The sequence below is a fragment of the Gleimia hominis genome (assembly GCF_032085515.1).
GTDB classification, from domain to species: Bacteria; Actinomycetota; Actinomycetes; order Actinomycetales; family Actinomycetaceae; genus Gleimia; species Gleimia hominis.
In genome coordinates this window covers 90,841-110,014 of the sequence record NZ_JASXSX010000003.1, presented here as the reverse complement: position 1 = coordinate 110,014, position 19,174 = coordinate 90,841, and the positions used below count along the sequence as shown (strand labels likewise).

The following is a 19,174-nucleotide window of genomic DNA, read 5'->3' as shown; positions in this document are numbered from 1 at the left end:
GGGAGAGTAAGACACCGCCACACACAAAACACATTAAACAATTTGGGGGCCGGCACACACTAGTGCCGGCCCCCAAACACACACCCAAAAACCACGTGTAACACACGCAAGCCAACACACACACAAGCCAGAACACAGCAACCACAAAAACAAACAACTGGAACGCTCAGAAATATTCCAGGCATCAATTACTCACTGAAGATCGCATGAGTAGTGGAAACCAAAACCCGGTTGAGCAAAGCTTCAAGATCAGCAGCTTTTTAGAGTTATATTTGTGCGTGGGCTAAAACAGCACCAACGCGTAAATATAAGCGTACAATAACTCTTGACACGCAATGGTGCGATATCAATCTTGACGAGATTGATATGTGTAATTGAAAGTGAAACTACAAATGTCAGATAAAAAATGGGTAACCAAATCCGACAAGGCAGATGCTGGGTACGCTAAGTCCCTCAAGAACAGGCACCTGCAGATGATCGCAATCGGCGGCTCGATAGGCACAGGCCTATTCCTAGGCGCTGGCGGTAGGCTCGCACAAGGCGGTGCGGCCCTCGCGATATCGTACGCCCTCTGCGGTTTCTTCGCGTTCATCATGGTCCGAGCACTTGGGGAACTATCGGTCTACCGGCCGTCCTCAGGCGCATTCGTATCGTACGCACGCGAATTCCAAGGGGAGAAAGGCGCGTACATAACCGGATGGTTATTTTTCCTAGACTGGGCGGTTACCGTAATGGCAGACATCACTGCGGTGGCGCTCTACCTCCACTACTGGGCAGCACTCACAGTAATCCCACAATGGGTACTAGCAGCCGCTGCACTAGCAATCGTGTTTGCACTCAACATATTCTCCGTTAAATTCTTTGGGGAATTCGAATTCTGGTTCGCAGCAATCAAAGTTGCCGCGATTCTTCTGTTCATGGGAATAGCAATCTACGCGATCGTAACCGGCGCAGCAGTTGGTGAACACACCGCTGGGTTCCACAACTGGACCGACTACGGTGGGTTCTTCCCAATGGGCGTAGTCCCCATGTTCACCCTGTCCATGGGGGTCATCTATGCATTCGGCGGCACCGAAATGGTGGGTGTAGCCGCCGGGGAAGCGCAAGAGACCCGGAAGATCATGCCGAAGGCCGTGAACTCCATGATCTGGCGTATCGCGTTCTTTTACGTCGGTTCCGTGATCCTCATGACCCTCGTACTGCCCTGGAACGCTTACTCGGGCGACGAATCCCCATTCGTCACCTTCTTCACCGGTATCGGAGTGCCACACGCGGGTGACATCATGCAGGTCGTGGTGCTCACAGCCGCACTGTCATCCCTCAACGCAGGCCTATACGCAACTGGCCGTACCCTGCGTTCCCTCGCCGTTGCAGGCGAAGCCCCCGCAATGGCTGCGAAACTCAACAAGCACAAGGTGCCAGCAGCTGGCATCGCATTCACCGCAGCTCTCGGGCTGATTGGGGTGGCAATCAACTACGTGTACCCGACCGAAGCGTTCGAAATCGTGATGAACCTAGCGGCATTCGGCATTGCCGGCACGTGGATCTCCGTGCTTATCTCCCACTGGATTTTCGTGCGCAAAGCCAAGGAAGGGAAGCTGGAACGCCCCTCGTTCCAACTCCCGTTCGCTCCCTACTCGAACCTGCTCGCAATCGCGTTCTTCGCCATCGTAATCATTTCCATGGCATTCGACCGTGCTGGCGTGACGAAGTGGTACGAGCTGGGGAACGGGCAGAAAACCCTCGCCCTCTTTGGGGTCGTCTGCATCATGATGGTGATCGGCTGGTACGCGTGCCGTGACCGGATTAAACCTGAAATGATGGACGAGATCCTCGAAGAAGAGCCGAAGGAGTAAACCGTGCGCATAGGCGTTGTATACACCGGGGGCACCCTGGGCATGGTGCAGTCCGAACGCGGACTTGTGCCCGGAGATGCGATTGAAGACTGGCTCAACTCGGTAGCCCCCGAGTTCGGACACGAACTAGTGTTCACCCGGTTTCAGAAGCTTCTGGACTCATCCAACATGGCGCCGCACCTGTGGCAAAAAATAGTGGACCATATTGAACAGTTTGAGGGCGTAGACTCCGTGGTTGTACTACACGGTACCGACACGCTCGCGTACACGTCTTCCGCCCTCGCATTCGCACTGTCTGGAACGCCGATCCCAATCATTGTGACCGGCTCCCAGCTGCCCATGTTCCAGTGGGGGTCGGATGCGAAACCGAATGTGATGGGTGCGCTCACCGCCGCCACCTGGTGTGACCCCGGGGTGTACGTGTATTTCGCTGGGGAAGTACTAAAAGGTGCGCGCGTGTGCAAAACCTCTGCCACGTCATTCAAAGGGTTCGCCTCCCCGGAACCTCCGCTGGCTCAAGTGGGGGTGCCTTGGCGGCACCTCACCCAAGCACCCCGCGCAGGTACCAGATGCGAATGGGGGCGGAAACCGAAACCCTTCCGGGACTTCGACGTTCCCGTCATCGACCTGGTGCCCGGCCTGAAAGCAGAACGGCTTGAAGCCATGCTGTATGGAAACCCGGACGCCGTGATCCTCCGGGCCTTCGGGGTTGGGAACGGGCCCTCAAACAACGCGGGATTCATGGCGTTGCTACGCAAAGTTTCACAGGCAGGGATGACCGTAGTTGTCGCATCCCAATGCATCGACGCGGCCGTGGAATTCGACTCCTACGAAACCGGGTACGCACTGCGCGAAATTGGTGCTGTTAGCGCAGCAACCATGACCACGGAAGCGACCTACGCTAAAGTCCAGTTCCTCCTCGCGCAAGGCTGTGGCAGAGACGAGATCGAACACTGGATGCGTAAAAACATGGTGGGGGAGCTGCGCGAATAAATCCGCGCCTCACCTACCGTAAATCCCAAACTTTAACGACACTATCAATGAGGAGAGAGCGTTGACAGGAACGCGGAAAGAAAAAGACCTGCTCGGCACCCGCGAAGTACCAGCCGAAAACTACTGGGGCATACACACCTTGCGGGCAGTTGAGAACTTCCAGATTTCGAACACGAGAATCGACCACTACCCCTCTTTCGTGAAAGGAATGGTGCAGGTTAAGAAAGCTAGTGCGCGGGCTAACGCACGGCTGCACACACTGCCTCACGACATCGCAAACGCAATCGAACAAGCCTGTGACAAGGTGCTTAACGACGGCAAATGCATGGACCAGTGGCCCGTAGATGCCTTCCAAGGTGGTGCTGGCACGTCCGTTAATATGAATACGAATGAGGTCATAGCTAACCTCGCGCTTGAAACCCTGGGGTACGAAAAAGGACGCTACGACATTATTCACCCCAACGATCACGTGAATAAATCCCAATCCACAAACGACGCGTACCCCACTGGGATGCGCCTGGGGATCTACCACGAGTTGTGTGCACTGCGTGAGCACATGGCGGTGCTGCGCGATGGCCTCAAGCAAAAATCGGAAAAATTTAAAGACGTCCTAAAAATGGGGCGCACGCAACTGCAAGACGCGGTGCCGATGACGCTCGGGCAAGAATTTGCCGGCTATGCCAACTGGGTGAGCGACGACATGAGCGTTATCGAAAAGGCAAGTGAAGAACTGCTGCGGGTGAACCTGGGGGCAACCGCGATTGGTACGGGCCTGAATACACCTGTCGGTTACGCGAAGGTGGCGTGTGAAGAACTGGCGGAAGTCACCGGGCTGAACATAACAAGTACCCCCAACCTGGTGGCCGCCACGCCGGACACGGGTGCGATTACGAGTGTGCACGCCGCGATTAAACGGTTCGCAGTTAAGCTTTCGAAAATCTGTAATGACCTGCGGCTGCTGTCTTCCGGACCGCGGGCGGGTCTGAGTGAAATCGTGCTGCCCGCATACCAGGCGGGTTCTTCAATAATGCCCGCTAAAATCAACCCGGTTATTCCAGAGGTCGTGAACCAGGCGTGCTTCAAAGTTATCGGCAACGACGTCACCGTGTCGATGGCAGCCGAAGCAGCTCAGCTAGAACTGAACGTCATGGAACCCGTGATGGCACACACCGTGTTTGAATCCATCACCCTACTAGAAAACAGTGTGAAAACACTGCAAGACCGGTGCGTCGCCGAGATTGAATCGCACCCAAAGATCTGCCGCGAAGAAGTGTTCCGATCAATCGGAATCGTCACTTACTTCAACGAAATCCTCGGGCACGCAAAAGGCGACGAGATCGGTAACGAAGCGCGTGAAACCGGGAAGAAAGTCGCGGACCTGATTGTTGAAAAAGGCTTGCTGCCACGCGCCAAAGTAGACGAAATCCTCGCGGTAGAAAACCTGGTTAACCCAAAGTATTCCGGGAAGATATGGGGGGAGGACGAAGCGGGGATTCCTTCAAAGCAGTAGCTTTCCCCGGGCAAATCAGTAGTTCCCCCGGAGGAATAAGTGTTGTGGCCGTGCACGCGCCTATAACTTTCAACGTTCGGTTAGCTATACTTTTCTCAGCGTAAGCAAGAGGGAGTTGTGAAGTTGAAACAAGTGTGGCGCGTGCACGGTTTTGCTCAAAATTACAGTTGGGGTGATCCCGTTGCTCTCCACGAACTATGTGACACAGTTCCCGATGGGAAACCGTTGGCGGAAATCTGGTTCGGCACTCATTCGGATGGGCCCGCCACGCTTGATGACGGGCGTTCCTTGATGCAGATCTTAGATGAGCCCGCGCCTGGAGCCGACCGGCCGGTTGAGGGGTTGGCTTACCTCGCTAAGTTCATTGCGGTGGCCCGGCCCCTGTCGCTGCAAGTTCACCCTTCGAGGGCGCAAGCGGCTGCGGGGTGGGAGCGGGAGAATGCTCAGGGGATTCCTTTGCATTCGCGGGAGCGTTCCTTTAAAGACCGCAATCACAAGCCGGAAATGCTTTACACGCTTACGTCGTGGCGGGCGCTCGTGGGGTTCTCTGATCCGAGCGAAGTTGCTCGGTTTTTCTCTGCTATCGGAGGCGAGTTGGGGCGGCGTTATGCAGCTTTGCTCACTCGCGGCGGGATTGACGCATTCGTACATGACGCGTTGACGAACCCGCCTCAAGAAGCGTTGTTTCAAGAATTTCGTGAGGGATGTGAGCGGATCCTAGCTACTGGGAGTGAACCGCAGGTGGACCGGGCGCGAGTGGCGTTGGAGGTCGATGAGTATTTCCCAACCGAGCCGGGCGTGCTCATTGCAGCTGCGATGAATCATGTGCGGGCCGAAGCTGGGCAGGCGGTTATGGTGCCGGTAAACACTGTGCATGCCTACCTTAAAGGCGTGGGGCTAGAACTGATGGCATCGTCCGACAACGTGATCCGCGCTGGGCTTACCGATAAGCACGTGGATGTGCAAGAACTGCTGGCCTGTGCGAATCTTGCGCCCACCCGGCCCGCGTTTATCGTGCCTACGCCTGTACGGGGGACTGTGCCCGTGCCGACGCCTTTGCTACGGACTGCTCCCACGCCTACGCCTGTTACCGGGCCTACGTCTGTGCGTGCGTCTGTGCCAGGTCCTATGCCTTTGCCGAGGCCCGAGACCGCACTCGCAGGTGCAGCTTCGGGAGCAGCACCTGCGCAAAGTGGTGTGGAGAGTGCAGCCGCGGAGCCAGTGGTTTGGAGATACGACCCGGGGGTACCCGATTTCCAACTGGACCTGTGCAACACCACCGGAGGGCAAGATCCGTGCGACACCACTGGCGGGCGCGTTGACTATTACGTAGAGCGCGACGCCCTGGTCATAGTGCTGCGCGGCGACGCGCACATAGGTGGGGAGCAGTATTCGCGCGGTAGTGCTGCGTACGCGTGCGCGGGTGCACGCGTGGTCGCCACCGGTGATGCGACCGTCGCGATCGTTACTGAACCATTCGGCAACGCCCCGCGCAGTTAACCCGGTGTGCGCGGCAGCGTATTAAGCTCACATGCCGCCGAGGATCTGCGCAACCAGGATTTTCCCGATCATCGCCACGGGGTAGACCAACGCGTAGCCCATGGCAACCCGCGGATCTGAGTTTGTCCGCGAGTTCGCGAACGCCAACACAGCGGGTTGGGTTTGTGCACCGCCAAGCACCCCCGCGGTTTGGGTGCCGCCCATCTTGAACATCCACCGCATAGACGCGTACAGGCCCGCCCCCATGATCGTGGTTATGAGGGCCCCGAGGATGAGGATTTGCCACCATTGCCCACCGGTGAAGGCTTGCGCAATTTGCCCACCCGCGTTCGTGCCCGCTTGCGCCAGGAAGATGAGTAGGCCGAACTCAGACAGCACCATGGCAGCCGTGTAGGGGATCGCGGTGACTACGCGGCCCACGCGGCCTACGCGTCCGAAGATCAGGCCGACGATCAGAGTGCCGGCGGCGGAGCCGATTGAGAAGTAGTCCCCGGATGGCGTCAGGATCGGCAGCTCGCCGAGCAGAATTCCTAGGGCCATTCCGAATCCGAGGGCGATTGGGTTAATGTCGGATAGGCCGCGCGCGGAGTCTCCGAAGAACTTGGTGATTTCTTTGATTTTTGAGGTGGGGGCCACCACCCTCACCCGGTCGCCTTGCTGTAGCACGAGGTCTGGTTCGCCCACCATGTCGATATCACCGCGCCGTACCCGGGAGATGGTGCCCGAGAATTTGGAGGGCAGATCCAAGTCCGCAACCGTGTGGCCCGCTAGTTTCGGATCGGACACGGTGATGCGGCGGAAATCTAGGTAGGAGCGGTCTTGAATCAGCGAGTGGGACGAGCCGTGCCCCAGTTCAGTAGCCACCCGGGTGACGAGTTCGCGCGGCCCCACAACGGTCACTAAGTCGTCTTTGAACAGTGCATCGGACATGGCAGGGCGCGAAATCGGCCCGGTTTCACCGCGGCGGATGCGCGAGAACGTGACTTTGCGACCCATCATTTCGAAGATGTCACCCACGAGGGGATTGTCGGTGCGCTCCACGCGGATGGTGCGGTTCGCTAGTGGCGAGGGGGTGTCCGTGTCGTGTTTGCCGTAGCTCAGGGCCATGCCCGCGGCGATCATCATACCGATAACCCCAAATAGGTAGGCCACGGCGTACCCCACGGTGGCGGCCCCGATGTCGCCGGAAGCTTGGCCGGCGGCAGCTAGCGCAGGCGTGTTTGTGAGGGCACCGGCGAACGTGCCGGACACCATGGATATCGGTAGGTCGAACACGAATCTGCCCAGCAGGTATGCGGCGCCAGCAGCAACAATGTAGAGCATCACCATGCAGAGGATGGGGCCTACCGCGGTTTTTAGGTTGTGGAAAAATGCGGCTCCGGCGTTGATCCCGATGGCGAACGTGAATATGGCTAGCCCCAAGATCCCAAGTTCGTGAGGGACTCGCACCTCAATGTTGCCTGCTTGTGCCCACGCGGAGATCCCGATGGCGGCGAACAGTACACCCGCCGCTCCCAGCCCCACGCCTCGGATTTTGATGTGCCCGAAGGCCATCCCGATTCCCAGTAAAAGGAACAACGTCAGTACTGGTTGTTCCGCTAAGAAGGTGAAAACTGCGTTCACGTTGTAAATGCTCCTACATACGCTCAAGAGGTCGCCGTGGGTTACGGCGGCTTATACAGTCTTGCGGCAGTCGCGTGCCACAATCTCTAGTATGTCAGTGCATTTGTAGTTTTCGTAAGCATACAGTCCCAGAAGCGCGGGTCTTCGCCTCCGGTTTTCCGTATTTTGGGTTGACATCATCCGCATGAGGGACTTCCGTCTCGAAGCCTAGAGGCATTCACATCCTAATGGTTGCCGCACTCGCGTTCTTGCCGGCCTGAGGTACGTGCGTTCCTCAATCTTGCTAGACCCACCTTCCCATGGGCCCGAGGTACGTGCGTCCCTCAATCTTCCAAGACCCACCTTCCCATGGGCCCGAGGTACGAGCGTTCCTCTAAGAATAGTCCCAATAATGGGCCCCTAAAACGGGCTCCTAGAGAGGGCTGCCTGCCGTTTCTGCGGGCGATGTTTAGTGGATTGAAGTTTTCTTGTTCCCCAAGAGTCGGTCGGGGATCGTGAGGGGTTGTTCGAACGTCCACCCGGGGTCGGTTAGCATCCGCGCGGCTGCGAGGCCAACGCCGATAGCGAGGATGACGAAAGAGATGCTGGTGAGTGAACCGAGTGCCTGCATGAAGGAGCCGTCATTGAGGGCGTTGATAGCCCGGTAGAACGGCACGCCCGGAATCATGATGACAACCGCGGGGACGGATAGGGAGACGCGCGAGTAGTAGGTGCGCAGCGCGATCGCGGTTGCGGCAAGCCCAACTAGGAGCGCCATGATCCCTGCCATGAGTTGGCTGGGCGCACCGTTTGCGTTGAGCAGGATCCGCGCTGGGTTCAAAGCGGCGCCAACCAGTGCGGCGCACGCGGCGACGCGGGGCCTGCAGTTGAATAAGACTGCGAAGCAGAACGCGGCTACGAACGTTGCGGCGGTGTTCAACCCGTACAGTTGCAGTGTCGACAACCCCAGGTCGGGGGCTGCGGCGGTAACTTCCCAGCTGAACAAAGAGGTGACGAACCAAGCACCCACCCCGGCGGACACCATGAGGATAAGCACGTAAAGGCCGCGCATTACACCGGCGACCAGGTCGAACCTCACTAAATCAAGAATGGCTGTGGTGAGGGGGAAACCGGGAATGAGGAACAGGATTGCGGAGACTATCCCCGCTTGGTGCGTGTCGTCAACCATGCCGGTTACGAACAGGGCTTGCACGAGTGCCACATAGATCGAGCAAGACAGGATTGAGCACAGCATCCACACGGCCGCGTGATTAACTTTGCGGCGGTTCAGCCACACGCGCAGCGCTTGTCCGAGGAACGCGGCAATCAGTACCGCCAGGCAGTCGATGGGCCCACATTTGTTAAGCCAGCCGAAACATGCACAGCCCGCGCCAGAGGCAATGGCGAGCTGCATGGGGGAGTAGAGGGCGGGGCGGGTTGCGATCTCATCGAGCTTCTCGTCGATATCCTCGGCGATCATGTGCGGGTGCAAGTTGCGAACCAAGGCCCGCAAGTCGTCAATCCGCGCGGCGTTCACACCGATGGCACGTTGCTCCGCCAACTCGGTGCGGAACGTGCCGGATGCAAACGCGGTGGTGGTTACCTCATGAAAAAATACTTGCGAATGGAACTCATCTATTCCCACTGCTGCAGCTAGGCGCGCCATGGAGGTTTTTACGCGGTAGGCACCCGCCCCCGCGCCCATGAGCATGCGGCCCAGTTTTAGAACCACCCCGGTTTGCCGCACCAGGCGTTCGCGCGCGTGCTGGCGCTGCGCGGTCTGCTCTTCGGTTAAAGAAAGGGAGGCGAGGCGCTTCTCAATATCTTGCCGTTCCAGCTCTTCACTGCTTGGGGTTTGCCCGGTTTTGCTGGTTTCAGCTTCTCCCGAGTCGTTAGAGTTGGGGTCGGGATCTGTGTGGTCAGGGGCTGTGGAAGAGGTCGAGGAACCTCGAAGGAGTTTTCTCAATCGCTTAAATAACACGTTCCCAGTGTAGAACGACCGTGCTTGCGAAATCACTGCAACAGTCCTAAACCAGCTGTACCCAAATGCAAGTAACCGCTCATGAGCGAGTATTCGTGCTTCGCAGCCCGGTATCCTTTTATGATGTAGGTAGAGAATGCGATTGGGTTGAATTTGCGGGTTTGGCCTGAGGGCCGGCCTTGGTGAAAACGCAGTGTTAGGAGAGTTACCGTGGCGCAAATCCTGTACGACGACGATGCAGATTTAGGGGTTATTCAAAACAAGAAGGTCGCAGTCGTGGGGTATAACGCGTTAGCGAGAGCCCATGCCCTGAACCTGCGTGACACGGGTGTGGACGTGATTGTGGGGGTTCAGCCGGAGGATCCCACGGGGCAGCGAGCTGCGGAAGAAGGCCTACCCGTCGCCCCGATCGCGCATGCGGTTGATGGCGCAGACGTGGTGGCACTGCTGGTCGCCGATTCAGCGCAGGTGGGGATCTACACCGAACAGGTAGCACCGAACCTCAAGCAAGACGCGACCCTCGTGTTTGCACACGGGTTTAACGTCCGCTACGGATACATTGACCCCGGTAGGCACGACGTGTGTTTAATCAGCGCGAAATCTGCTCCGAGTGAGCTGCGCCGCTTGTTCGAACAGGGGCAAGGCGTGCCCGCAACAGTCGCGATCAGTGACGACGGTTCCGGACGCGCGTGGGAGGTAGCGCTGTCTTACGCCAAAGCGCTTGGAGCTACGCGTGCTGGAGTGGTTAAAACCACGTTTGATGAGGAAGTTGAAGCGGGCCTATTTGGAAAAATCGCGGTGGAACGCGGTGGAATCCTAATGCTCATGCAGTACGGTTTCGAAACCCTCGTGGACGCAGGATACGAACCCGAGGTCGCCTACCTGGAGGTGTGCCACGGATTGCGCCCGCTGATGGAGCTGGTGTCCGACGCATCGGCAAGCGTGCCGGTGGGTGCCTCGGCAAGTGAAGCAGCAAACGCCCAAGCAGATCAACGGGCTAGCGTTTCGGAGAGTGAATCAGCAAAGGCCTCTATAGGGCTGGAAGCTATGGGGCTGGAAGAAGTGAACACTGCGCTGTACGGAGCGCTCGCGGAAGGCCCGCGCGTAGTGGCACCTGAAGTTAAGGAACACATGCGCGAGGTGCTGACGCGGATTCAAGATGGGACATTCGCGCAGCAGTTCACCGAAGATCAGGCAGGCGGCGGGCAAGAACTCCGCGCGCTGAGTGAGCAGGCGCGCTCCCACCCGATGCGTCGCGCCCAGGAAACTTTGAAAACCGCGTTTGGCTTCAATAACTGATGGAGCGCGCTAGCTAGCACTACTGATGCAGCGCGCTAGGCAGCTGCGCCAGTAGTTCCCGGCGCGAGAAGCGGGTTAGCTCACGATGCGGCGGCACTCGAGGTAGTATCGTTTCTCTTCTGCTTCCCCAAGTGAAAACGATTTGCGCGGCATCGTGCCGTTTTCCGACACGTAGTCAAACAGGGCAGACCTAGAGAGGGTTGGCAGCAGCAGGCCAACACTATCGGTTTGCGCCACCAGTGCGCGGGTAGCGTCACTCCCGTGCACGTACTCTAACGCCGCCGCGGGTAGGCCCTGCTCCGCCAGTAGGGTGTCAAGAATCTGCTGCACCGCCTCTATCAGCAGCGGCCCAGGCTGGGCCACCTCAATCTGCCTCGTCCCGTTTTGCGCAGAAACCACCGCCACTTGCGCGCGCGGATCCTGGGGGTGCGCCGCGTTCCACACCTCAAAGGCGTCGAGCAGTACCTGCGTGTCAACCCCTTGCAGTAGCCGGTGGATAGGTTCCAGCACCAGCCCCTCCTCGTGCACATTCAAAACCTCCACCAAAGCGTAACGCGCCGGGTGATCCTCGCTTGCGCCCTCGGACTTCAACTGTTCCCAATGCATTTTCGCAGTCGTTAACGAATGGTTCCCATCTCCAACGATCGCACCGAACCCACGGTCCGGATCCGTTAAAACGCGTTCCAACGCAGCATTTAACGCCTGCCACAAGTCACTGCTTGCATCAATCCGCCAGCCCCGCACGTGCCCACCATCGAGCATCAAATCCGTGTCATACAGCTGCTCCAAATCCTTAACCACCTCGGGTGGGAGCAAACCAAACACGTCCCCATCTGGATCGTCAAACAACACCTGCGCGTGCGGCAGTTCCAACGTGGCGCCCGCCCGCACCTGCTCGCGCACTGGAATCCTCTCGACCACCGTAGCTTCCGAAGCGCGCACCTGAGTGTCCGCCCCCGCCTCATAAGAATACTGCTCAAGATCCAACGCTAGAACCATTGAACGACGCCGACTCGCCTGTGCGGAGGCGCGCTCAACATACACCACGGTGTTCGCGCGCGGCACCAGCACCTCTTCCGCGTACGCCCGCATCGCCTCGTGAACCCGCGCAATCCGCGCCCGCGCCTGCGCGGAATCCTCAAGCGGCAAAAAAACCTCAGGCACCATCATGCGCAAAGTAGAAGGGGACTGGCCGACTATGTCCTCCACCTGCTGCCAATAATGCAAAGAAGCCGAATGCTGGTCGGCTGCGATCACAGCCCACCGGAACCAGTCAACATCCTGAGGCAGTAGCACGGTAGTGGGTTTAAACAAAGCCGCCATGATCCTCCTGTATTCAAATGCTGCTCTTATCATCGCAGAAACAGGTGCGAAACACCGAAACCCTTGGATTCAAACCCGGGGTAAGATGGGGGAAGTGGTGAAACTAGCAAGAAAGATGGAAATGCCCAACGACGGATTGGAACACAACCCCACAGCATTAGAACGCGCGGCTGAACAACCGCTGCCAAACGCAGACACGTTAGCGAACGAGTTTGAGGTGCTGCAGCACCCAGCGCCCGCAACGCAAACGCAATGGCAAGAAGCGATGGAAAAACTGCAGTTCGGAACCAGTTTTTCCGACCACATGGCGACCGCGCATTGGAATCCGCAGCAGGGGTGGCACGACAAACAAATACGGGCTTTCGCCCCACTCGAGATCTCCCCGGCGTGCTCAGTGCTTCACTATTCGCAAACCATTTTCGAAGGGATGAAGGCCTACCGGCATGCTGACGGTTCCATTTGGGCATTCCGCCCCGGATATAACGCCGCCCGCTTCGCCTACTCTGCGCAGCGGCTGGCGATGCCCACGCTGCCAGTCAGTGACTTCCTGGCTTCACTAGTGCAGACTGTGCGGCTCGATGCCCGCTGGGTGCCGCAGCAGCGGGGCGCGTCGCTTTATTTGCGCCCCCTCATGTTCGCGTCGCAAGCATTTCTGGGGGTGCATCCCGCGCAAGAAATCACGTACCTGATGATGGCCAGCCCAGTGGGATCCTACTTCGCAAGCGGTCTGGCGCCAGTGTCGATCTGGGTTGCGCAAGACTACCACCGCGCCGGCCCAGGCGGCACGGGAGATGCGAAAACCGGCGGTAACTACGCGGCTTCGCTACTACCTCAAATCCGCGCGTCAAAGGCTGGTTTCGACCAGGTTTGCTACCTGGATGCGCAAACAAATAAGAATCTTGAGGAACTGGGCGGCATGAACGTGTTCGCAGTGCGCCGCGATGGAGCCCTGATTACCCCGAAGTTGACGGGCACCATTTTGGAAGGGGGTACGCGCAGCGCGATCGCTCGCATGTGCCGCGATGAGGGGCGGCCCGTGTTCGAACAAACTGTGGCACTGTCGCGGTTGCTGGAGGGAATAGACTCCGGGGAAATCACCGAGATGTTCGCCTGTGGCACAGCAGCGGTGGTAGTGCCCATCGGCCGGCTCGCCGGCGACGGGTTCGACGTTACCTTACCGGGTAGTAGCGTGGCGCAGCGCATTTACGATCGACTAACCGGGATCCAGCAGGGGAGGGGCAAAGACCCGTACGGGTGGATGTACCGCCTCGCGTAGGAGTAAAACTTTGGGGAGGGCGCGGTGCCCTCCCCAAAGTGTTTGTAGCGTAATCGAGCTTGTAAAAAGCTACTGGCTAGTGCTACTTATCGTCGCCAGTAATTTCATCCTTCAGTTTGTTGAAGCCCGCTTTGGCGTCTTCGCCGAGCTCCTCAACCTTATCCTTAGCGGTCTCGAACGCATCCTTGATCTTGGATGACGCCTGGTCCGCTTTACCTTCGGACTTCAAACCCTTGTCGTCGGTTACTTTACCGACACCTTCTTTTACTTTGCCGCCTAGGTTCTCGGCCTTGTTCTCAATCTTATCTTCTGCTGACATTTGCCGCTCCTAACGTGTTAGTGGGTAAGTCAGGTGACTTACAGATACCAATTAGAACTTATACGTTTAAACGCCGTTACGCTACCCGACGCGGCCCAAACGCCATCGAACCAATTCGCACGCGGGTCGCACCTTCGGCGATCGCCAGGGGAAAATCACCGCTCATCCCCATAGACAGTTCCGTTGCGTCCGCAAGCCCCTGCTGCACCGCCGCATCGCGAATCTGCCGCAGCTGAGCAAACGAGCGCCGCACCAGCGTTTCGTCATCCGTGTGCGCCCCAATCGTCATGAAGCCAACCAGGTGCAGTGCGGGAAGCTCACTTATTGCCCCAGCCAGTTCGAGCGCATGCTCTGGATCCACCCCCGACTTCGTGTCTTCCCGCGCGGTATTTACCTGCATCATCACGTTCAGCACGCGCCCCGGTTCCACGCGTTTGGCCACAGCTTGCGCCAGCTTGAGGGTATCGAGCGTCTCAATTTCCTCAACCACCCGTAAAGCATGGTTGATCTTGTTTTTCTGAAGCGGCCCAATCAAAGTCGGATAAAAATCCGCAATCCCAAGATCGCGCAGCCCCGGGGTGCTCACCTGCGCTTCCTGAACCCGGTTCTGCCCCAAAATGGCGCGCTGCCCCCGCGCATTCAAAGCGTGAACCGCCTGCGCGATCTCGTTGACCGTACGGGTCTTGACCGCCAGCTCCAGCTGCACGTCCGCCTGATCACGCCCCGCCTGCTGCGCCGAAGTGTGGATTTGTTCTAGGATCCTGTCGATTCGACAATCAATACTTTCACTCACACCTAGAGCCTACCGCGGCTCCCTTTCAGCTTTGGTCCGCCGCGGGCCGAACGCCACCCGTGAGTACCCCACGTAACGCAACAGGGTACCTAAGCCAACCCCAATAATGTTCGCAGACACATTGTCCGCAAGCGCGCCCGTGAGCCCCATTAGGTAGTGCGACACCCACAGGCACACCACAGGTGGGGCTAAACCGAGTGCATTAATCACCATAAAACTAATGAACTCGCGGCCCAGGGAATGCCGCTGCCGATTCGCGAACGTCCAAGACCGGTTCATCACCCACGAAAACAACGTTGCCGCCACCGCGGAAATCACTTTTGCCGTAACCACATAGTGGCTCAGCACAGTGAACCGCAGCGCATTGAACACCCCCAGGTCCACCACGTAGTTCATGCCGCCCACCAGCAAGAATTTGAGGCCCTCAAGAACCTGCGGCCGCCTCGTCACCCTCACCGCGGGCCCACACTCAATAGGCGCAAGCACACCTCGTCTCGCTCGCGGGTCAACGCTAAATCCACTAGTGCCACTAGGCGCCAGTCCCCATCCCCATCTGGGTCCTCGAACGTGTAGGTAACGAGCATGCGGTCGGTCAGATCCGCATTTGCCTCAACTAAACGGTCGGGTACGCCCGCGTCTACAAGGTCCGCGTCCGTCGCATCCGCAGTCAGCGTGAAGCGGGCGCTGGAGCGGGCTTCTGCGCTGGCACCGAGCCAGTCGTACTCCGCGTAGTAGCGGTCCAGCACACTATCCCACCGGTCCGCTGTCCACTTCTCTGCCCCGTCCGAATCCTCAAAACCCGCGAGCCCATCTACGTCATCCAACGCGAACCGGTCCACGCGGCGGAACACTTCGTTACGCACCGCGCGGGCCAGCAGGTGCGGATTCGAGCTCATGCGCACCACTCCGTCTGCATCGGCGCCGAATGCGCGCTCCACCGCCGTGTCCGCCCCCGCCGCGTCGCTTGGCTTAGCGGCCTGCGGGTTCGACAGTGCCTCCCACTCGTCCAACAGCGAAGAGTCCACCGCCTTAATCAGCCCTGCCAGCCAGTCTAGAATCTGCTCAACCTCATCCGTGCGGTACTGGTCGGGCACAATCTGACGCAGCGCCCGGTACGCGTCGGAGAGGTAACGCAGCACCACGCCCTCGGAACGGGCAATGTCGAAACGCGAAATCAGATCCGAAAACGTCATCGCGTTCTCCACCATGAAGCGCACCACTGACTTGGGGGCAAGCTCATGGCCCAGCACCCACGGGTTCGACTCCTCAAACATCCTAAAAGCAGGCACCAGCAGTTCCGCAAGCGGCTGCGGCCAAGTCACTTCCTCTAACGCTTCCATCCGATCCGCGTAGTCCAACCCCGCGGCTTTCATCTGCTCCACCGCCTGGCCTTTTGCCTCATGCAACTGGGCAAACAAGAGGGGCCGCGGATTTTCCAAAACCGCTTCGACTACTGACACGACATCTAACGCGTACGTCGGGGCGTCCGGGTCCAGCAGGTCTAACGCCGCCAACGCAAACGGGGACAGGGGCTGGTTGAGCGCAAAATCTTCCGGGAGGGAACGCACCAGCTGCAGCCTGTCTCCCCCCCGCTCCTGAGCGGTCGCAGTGGATAGCTTGTCCACCACGCCGGCCTGGCGCAACGACGTGTAAATCTGCCCAAGGCGGCGCAAATGCGGGTTCGAAACCGCGGGTTCAGAGTGATTCTCGGTGGCCAAATACAGCAGGTGTTCGGTGGGGGACTGGGGGTTCGCCAGCACGTTCAACACGATCGAATGGGAGAACTCGAACTGGGACGACAGCGGTTCCGGCTGTGCCTGCTGCAGGCGTTCAAAAGTGGATTCGGACCAGCTGACTTGCCCGGGTTCGGGTTTCTTCTTCACGAGTTTGCGCCGCTTTTTCGGGTCATCACCCGCCTTCTTTTCTTCGATCCGGTTCTCAATCACGTGCTCCGGGGCTTGCACCACAACCCAACCGACCTCATCGAACCCAGCGCGCCCGGCCCGCCCGGCAATCTGGTGGAACTCGCGGGCAGACAGGATCCGTTGGCGGCGACCATCGAATTTCACGAGGGACGTGAGCAGCACCGTGGTGATCGGAACGTTAATCCCCACTCCGAGCGTGTCCGTACCACAAATCACCGCGAGCACACCCGCTTGCGTGAGTTTTTCAACGAGTCGGCGGTAGCGCGGCAGCATCCCCGCGTGGTGCACCCCCACGCCCGCAACCAGCAGGCGCCGGAGGATCTGGCCGAAACCGCGGCCAAACTTGAATCCCCCGATCGCGTCCTTGATGCGCTGCGCATGATGCTTGGACACCAGGGTTTCACGTGCCAGTGCATGCGCGGTGCTCATCGCGGCTTTTTGCCCAAAGTGCACGATATAAATAGGGTACTTACCCGCCTCAATCAAATCCGCCACCACCGTGGCCAGGCGGTCGTAGGAAAAAGACATTTCCAAGGGGACGGGGCGCTGCGCATCATTAACTAGCGCCACCGAACGGCCCGTTCGTTTCTTCAGGTCCTGCTGAAAAAACGTGACGTCCCCCAAAGTGGCGGACATGAGCACGAACTGCACGCGCGGTAGCTCCAGCAGCGGTACCTGCCACGCCCACCCCCGATCCGGGTCCGCGTAAAAATGGAACTCGTCCATAATCACCATGTCCGCATCTAAATCCGCGCCCTCACGCAATGCTTGGTTAGCGAGGATCTCTGCGGTGCAGCAAATAATCGGTGCGTTCGCATTCACGGACGCGTCCCCGGTCACCATCCCCACGTTCGCGGAACCAAACAGGGCAACCAGGTCAAAGAACTTTTCTGACACCAACGCTTTGAGCGGCGCAGTGTAGTACGACCGCCCGCCGCGTGCGAGCGACAAAAAATGCGCCGCCAACGCGATCATCGACTTACCCGAACCCGTGGGGGTGGCGGCAATCACATGCTGGCCGTCTAGCAGCTCCAAGAACGCTTCGTCTTGGTGCGGGTACAGGGGCCGGCCTGATTCTTCCGCCCACGCGGTGAACGCCGTGTAGATGGCTTCTTCGTCATCTAGCTGTTCCCGGTCTTCCAAGTCGTCAAGCAGTGAGTTCAATGCGGCCATAAGACGATTGTCTCAAAAACTTGGGCCCAGCCAAACACCGGGTTCCATATTTTTCGCCCAGCCAAACACCGAGCATTCCAGTTATTGAACAAACTCCCGGGGTAATGCGGGGTTTAGAAAACAGTTCGGTAAACTCATGCGAGTACATTCACGCTGATACACCCCACTTTCTGTGGGGTTAGATACGCGAGGTTCTGATGCACAGTGCTATTTATGCCCTTAGCGCCGCCGAATCTGTAGGCGCGGTAGCGGACTGGATTACCCTGCACATCACAATGTGGGTCCTGTTCGGCGCGGGCGTATTTTTCACTGTCATCACCCGCTTCGTCCAAGTCCGCCACCTACCCCGCATGGTGCGCACGGTTTTACATTCCCGAGGGGACGCGCACGGCGGGATTTCATCGTTCCAAGCGTTCACGATTTCGCTGGCAGCCCGCGTGGGCATTGGGAACGTTTTCGGGGTGGCTGCGGCCCTCATGTTCGGTGGCCCCGGGGCCCTCGTGTGGATGTGGGGAGTGGCGCTAGTGGGGATGGCGACCGCATTTTTTGAGGCAACGCTCGCCCAAGTATTCAAAGTGCGCGGGCCCGACGGGTCTTTCCGCGGTGGCCCCGCGTACTACATGCGGCTGGGTATGCATTCGCGCGCACTGGGAGTTGTTTTTGCGATCATCACGATCGTCACGTGCGGGTTCGTAATCACCTCTGTGCAGGCGAACGCAATCGCTCAAACGGTGGTGGAAACCACGGCGCTGAGTGAAACGCAAATCGCGATCATAATGGTGGTGTGCGCAGCCCCCGTCATTTTCGGTGGGGTGCGGCGCGTGGCGCGGGTAACCGAGTATTTGGCGCCCATCATGGCTACGTTCTACGTGCTCGTAGTGGTCGTAATCATGGTTATGAACCTGTCGAAACTACCGGGTTTATTCTCACTCATCTTCGCGAGCGCATTCGCTTCCAAACCAATAGTCTCTGGCCTTGGTGGGGGAATCCTCGCCGCCCTCATTACCGGTACGCAGCGCGGCATGTTTTCAAACGAAGCGGGGCAGGGCACCGCCCCGAACGCGGCTGCAACCGCCACCGTGGACCACCCGGTTAAACAGGGGTTCGTGCAATCCCTAGGCGTGTTCGTAGACACCATCATCGTGTGCACCGCAACCGCCATGGTGATCCTAATCGCCGGGGAACGCGTCTGGGCGGCGCCCGGGGTTAACCCCTCAAACTTAACTATGTTGGCGGTCCAAAACGAGTTGGGGAACTGGACTGTGATCCCCATGGCGATCATGATTTTCGTGCTCGCATTTTCCTCCATAATCGCCGCCTACGTGTACTCCGAAGTGAACATGGACTTCATCATCTCTTCCCCCGTGGGCCGGTGGGTAGTACGTATCGTTTCCGTTGCCTCCGTTGGGATCGGCGCGGTCGCCAGCCTGCAACTCGTGTGGAACATGGTGGACATCGCCATGGCCGTCATGACGGTGATGAACCTACTCGCACTGCTGTACCTATACAAGTGGGTCGTGGGCGTACTCAAAGACTACGAAGCGCGCAAAGGCGCTGCCTTCAACCCTCAAGAATGTGAATATCTACCCGCAAAACTACCTGCCGAAGTAGCACAGTAAACGGA

14 protein-coding genes are annotated in these 19,174 nt (G+C 58.5%); 7 read left to right on the top strand and 7 right to left on the bottom strand.

Annotated elements, in window-relative coordinates; translation table 11 throughout:
- Nucleotides 1-392: 392 nt before the first annotated feature.
- From QS713_RS07870 to manA, 4 genes are all read left to right on the top strand, one after another.
- Nucleotides 393-1,856, top strand: coding sequence for an amino acid permease (locus tag QS713_RS07870; RefSeq protein ID WP_313274215.1), 1,464 nt, complete (start codon nt 393-395; stop codon nt 1,854-1,856).
- Between the two features lie 3 nt (nt 1,857-1,859).
- Nucleotides 1,860-2,849 carry an asparaginase gene (locus QS713_RS07865; protein ID WP_313274213.1) on the top strand — a complete coding sequence of 330 codons (990 nt, stop codon included), beginning with the start codon at nt 1,860-1,862 and terminating at the stop codon, nt 2,847-2,849.
- 61 nt (nt 2,850-2,910) lie between these two features.
- The gene (gene aspA / locus QS713_RS07860) at nt 2,911-4,359 is read left to right on the top strand and encodes an aspartate ammonia-lyase (RefSeq protein ID WP_313274211.1); all 1,449 of its coding nucleotides are present in this window, start codon (nt 2,911-2,913) and stop codon (nt 4,357-4,359) included.
- Between the two features lie 117 nt (nt 4,360-4,476).
- Entirely contained in the window at nt 4,477-5,859 is a 1,383-nt protein-coding gene (gene manA / locus QS713_RS07855) for a mannose-6-phosphate isomerase, class I (RefSeq protein WP_313274209.1), read from the top strand.
- Nucleotides 5,860-5,886: 27 nt separating this feature from the next.
- Here manA and QS713_RS07850 read toward each other — a convergent pair whose 3' ends face one another.
- A complete protein-coding gene (locus QS713_RS07850) occupies nt 5,887-7,482 on the bottom strand; it encodes an aspartate:alanine exchanger family transporter (RefSeq protein WP_313274207.1) in 1,596 nt (531 codons plus the stop codon).
- Nucleotides 7,483-7,930: 448 nt separating this feature from the next.
- Nucleotides 7,931-9,427: a threonine/serine exporter family protein gene (locus tag QS713_RS07845; protein WP_313274204.1), complete on the bottom strand. Its 1,497-nt coding sequence runs from the start codon at nt 9,425-9,427 to the stop codon at nt 7,931-7,933.
- Nucleotides 9,428-9,652: 225 nt separating this feature from the next.
- Here QS713_RS07845 and ilvC point away from each other — a divergent pair, with 225 nt between their 5' ends.
- Entirely contained in the window at nt 9,653-10,741 is a 1,089-nt protein-coding gene (gene ilvC, locus QS713_RS07840; protein ID WP_313274202.1) for a ketol-acid reductoisomerase, read from the top strand.
- Between the two features lie 75 nt (nt 10,742-10,816).
- Here ilvC and QS713_RS07835 read toward each other — a convergent pair whose 3' ends face one another.
- Nucleotides 10,817-12,064, bottom strand: coding sequence for a DUF1015 family protein (locus QS713_RS07835; protein ID WP_313274200.1), 1,248 nt, complete (start codon nt 12,062-12,064; stop codon nt 10,817-10,819).
- 115 nt (nt 12,065-12,179) lie between these two features.
- Between QS713_RS07835 and QS713_RS07830 the strand changes: the two genes are divergently transcribed.
- The gene (locus QS713_RS07830) at nt 12,180-13,340 is read left to right on the top strand and encodes a branched-chain amino acid aminotransferase (protein ID WP_313274222.1); all 1,161 of its coding nucleotides are present in this window, start codon (nt 12,180-12,182) and stop codon (nt 13,338-13,340) included.
- 82 nt (nt 13,341-13,422) lie between these two features.
- On the opposite strand, the gene QS713_RS07825 is transcribed toward QS713_RS07830, so the two are convergent.
- From QS713_RS07825 to QS713_RS07810, 4 genes are all read right to left on the bottom strand, one after another.
- On the bottom strand, nt 13,423-13,659 hold the full coding sequence (locus QS713_RS07825; RefSeq protein WP_102217198.1) for a CsbD family protein: 237 nt from the start codon (nt 13,657-13,659) through the stop codon (nt 13,423-13,425).
- Nucleotides 13,660-13,735: 76 nt separating this feature from the next.
- A complete protein-coding gene (locus tag QS713_RS07820; protein ID WP_313274197.1) occupies nt 13,736-14,452 on the bottom strand; it encodes a YggS family pyridoxal phosphate-dependent enzyme in 717 nt (238 codons plus the stop codon).
- Between the two features lie 9 nt (nt 14,453-14,461).
- A complete protein-coding gene (locus QS713_RS07815; RefSeq protein WP_313274196.1) occupies nt 14,462-14,908 on the bottom strand; it encodes a GtrA family protein in 447 nt (148 codons plus the stop codon).
- The gene (locus QS713_RS07810) at nt 14,905-17,550 is read right to left on the bottom strand and encodes a DEAD/DEAH box helicase (protein WP_313274193.1); all 2,646 of its coding nucleotides are present in this window, start codon (nt 17,548-17,550) and stop codon (nt 14,905-14,907) included. Before QS713_RS07810 ends, QS713_RS07815 begins: the two co-directional genes overlap by 4 nt.
- A gap of 197 nt (nt 17,551-17,747) precedes the next feature.
- Here QS713_RS07810 and QS713_RS07805 point away from each other — a divergent pair, with 197 nt between their 5' ends.
- Complete coding sequence (locus tag QS713_RS07805) at nt 17,748-19,169, top strand: alanine/glycine:cation symporter family protein (RefSeq protein ID WP_313274192.1); 1,422 nt, start codon at nt 17,748-17,750, stop codon at nt 19,167-19,169.
- Nucleotides 19,170-19,174 lie beyond the last annotated feature (5 nt).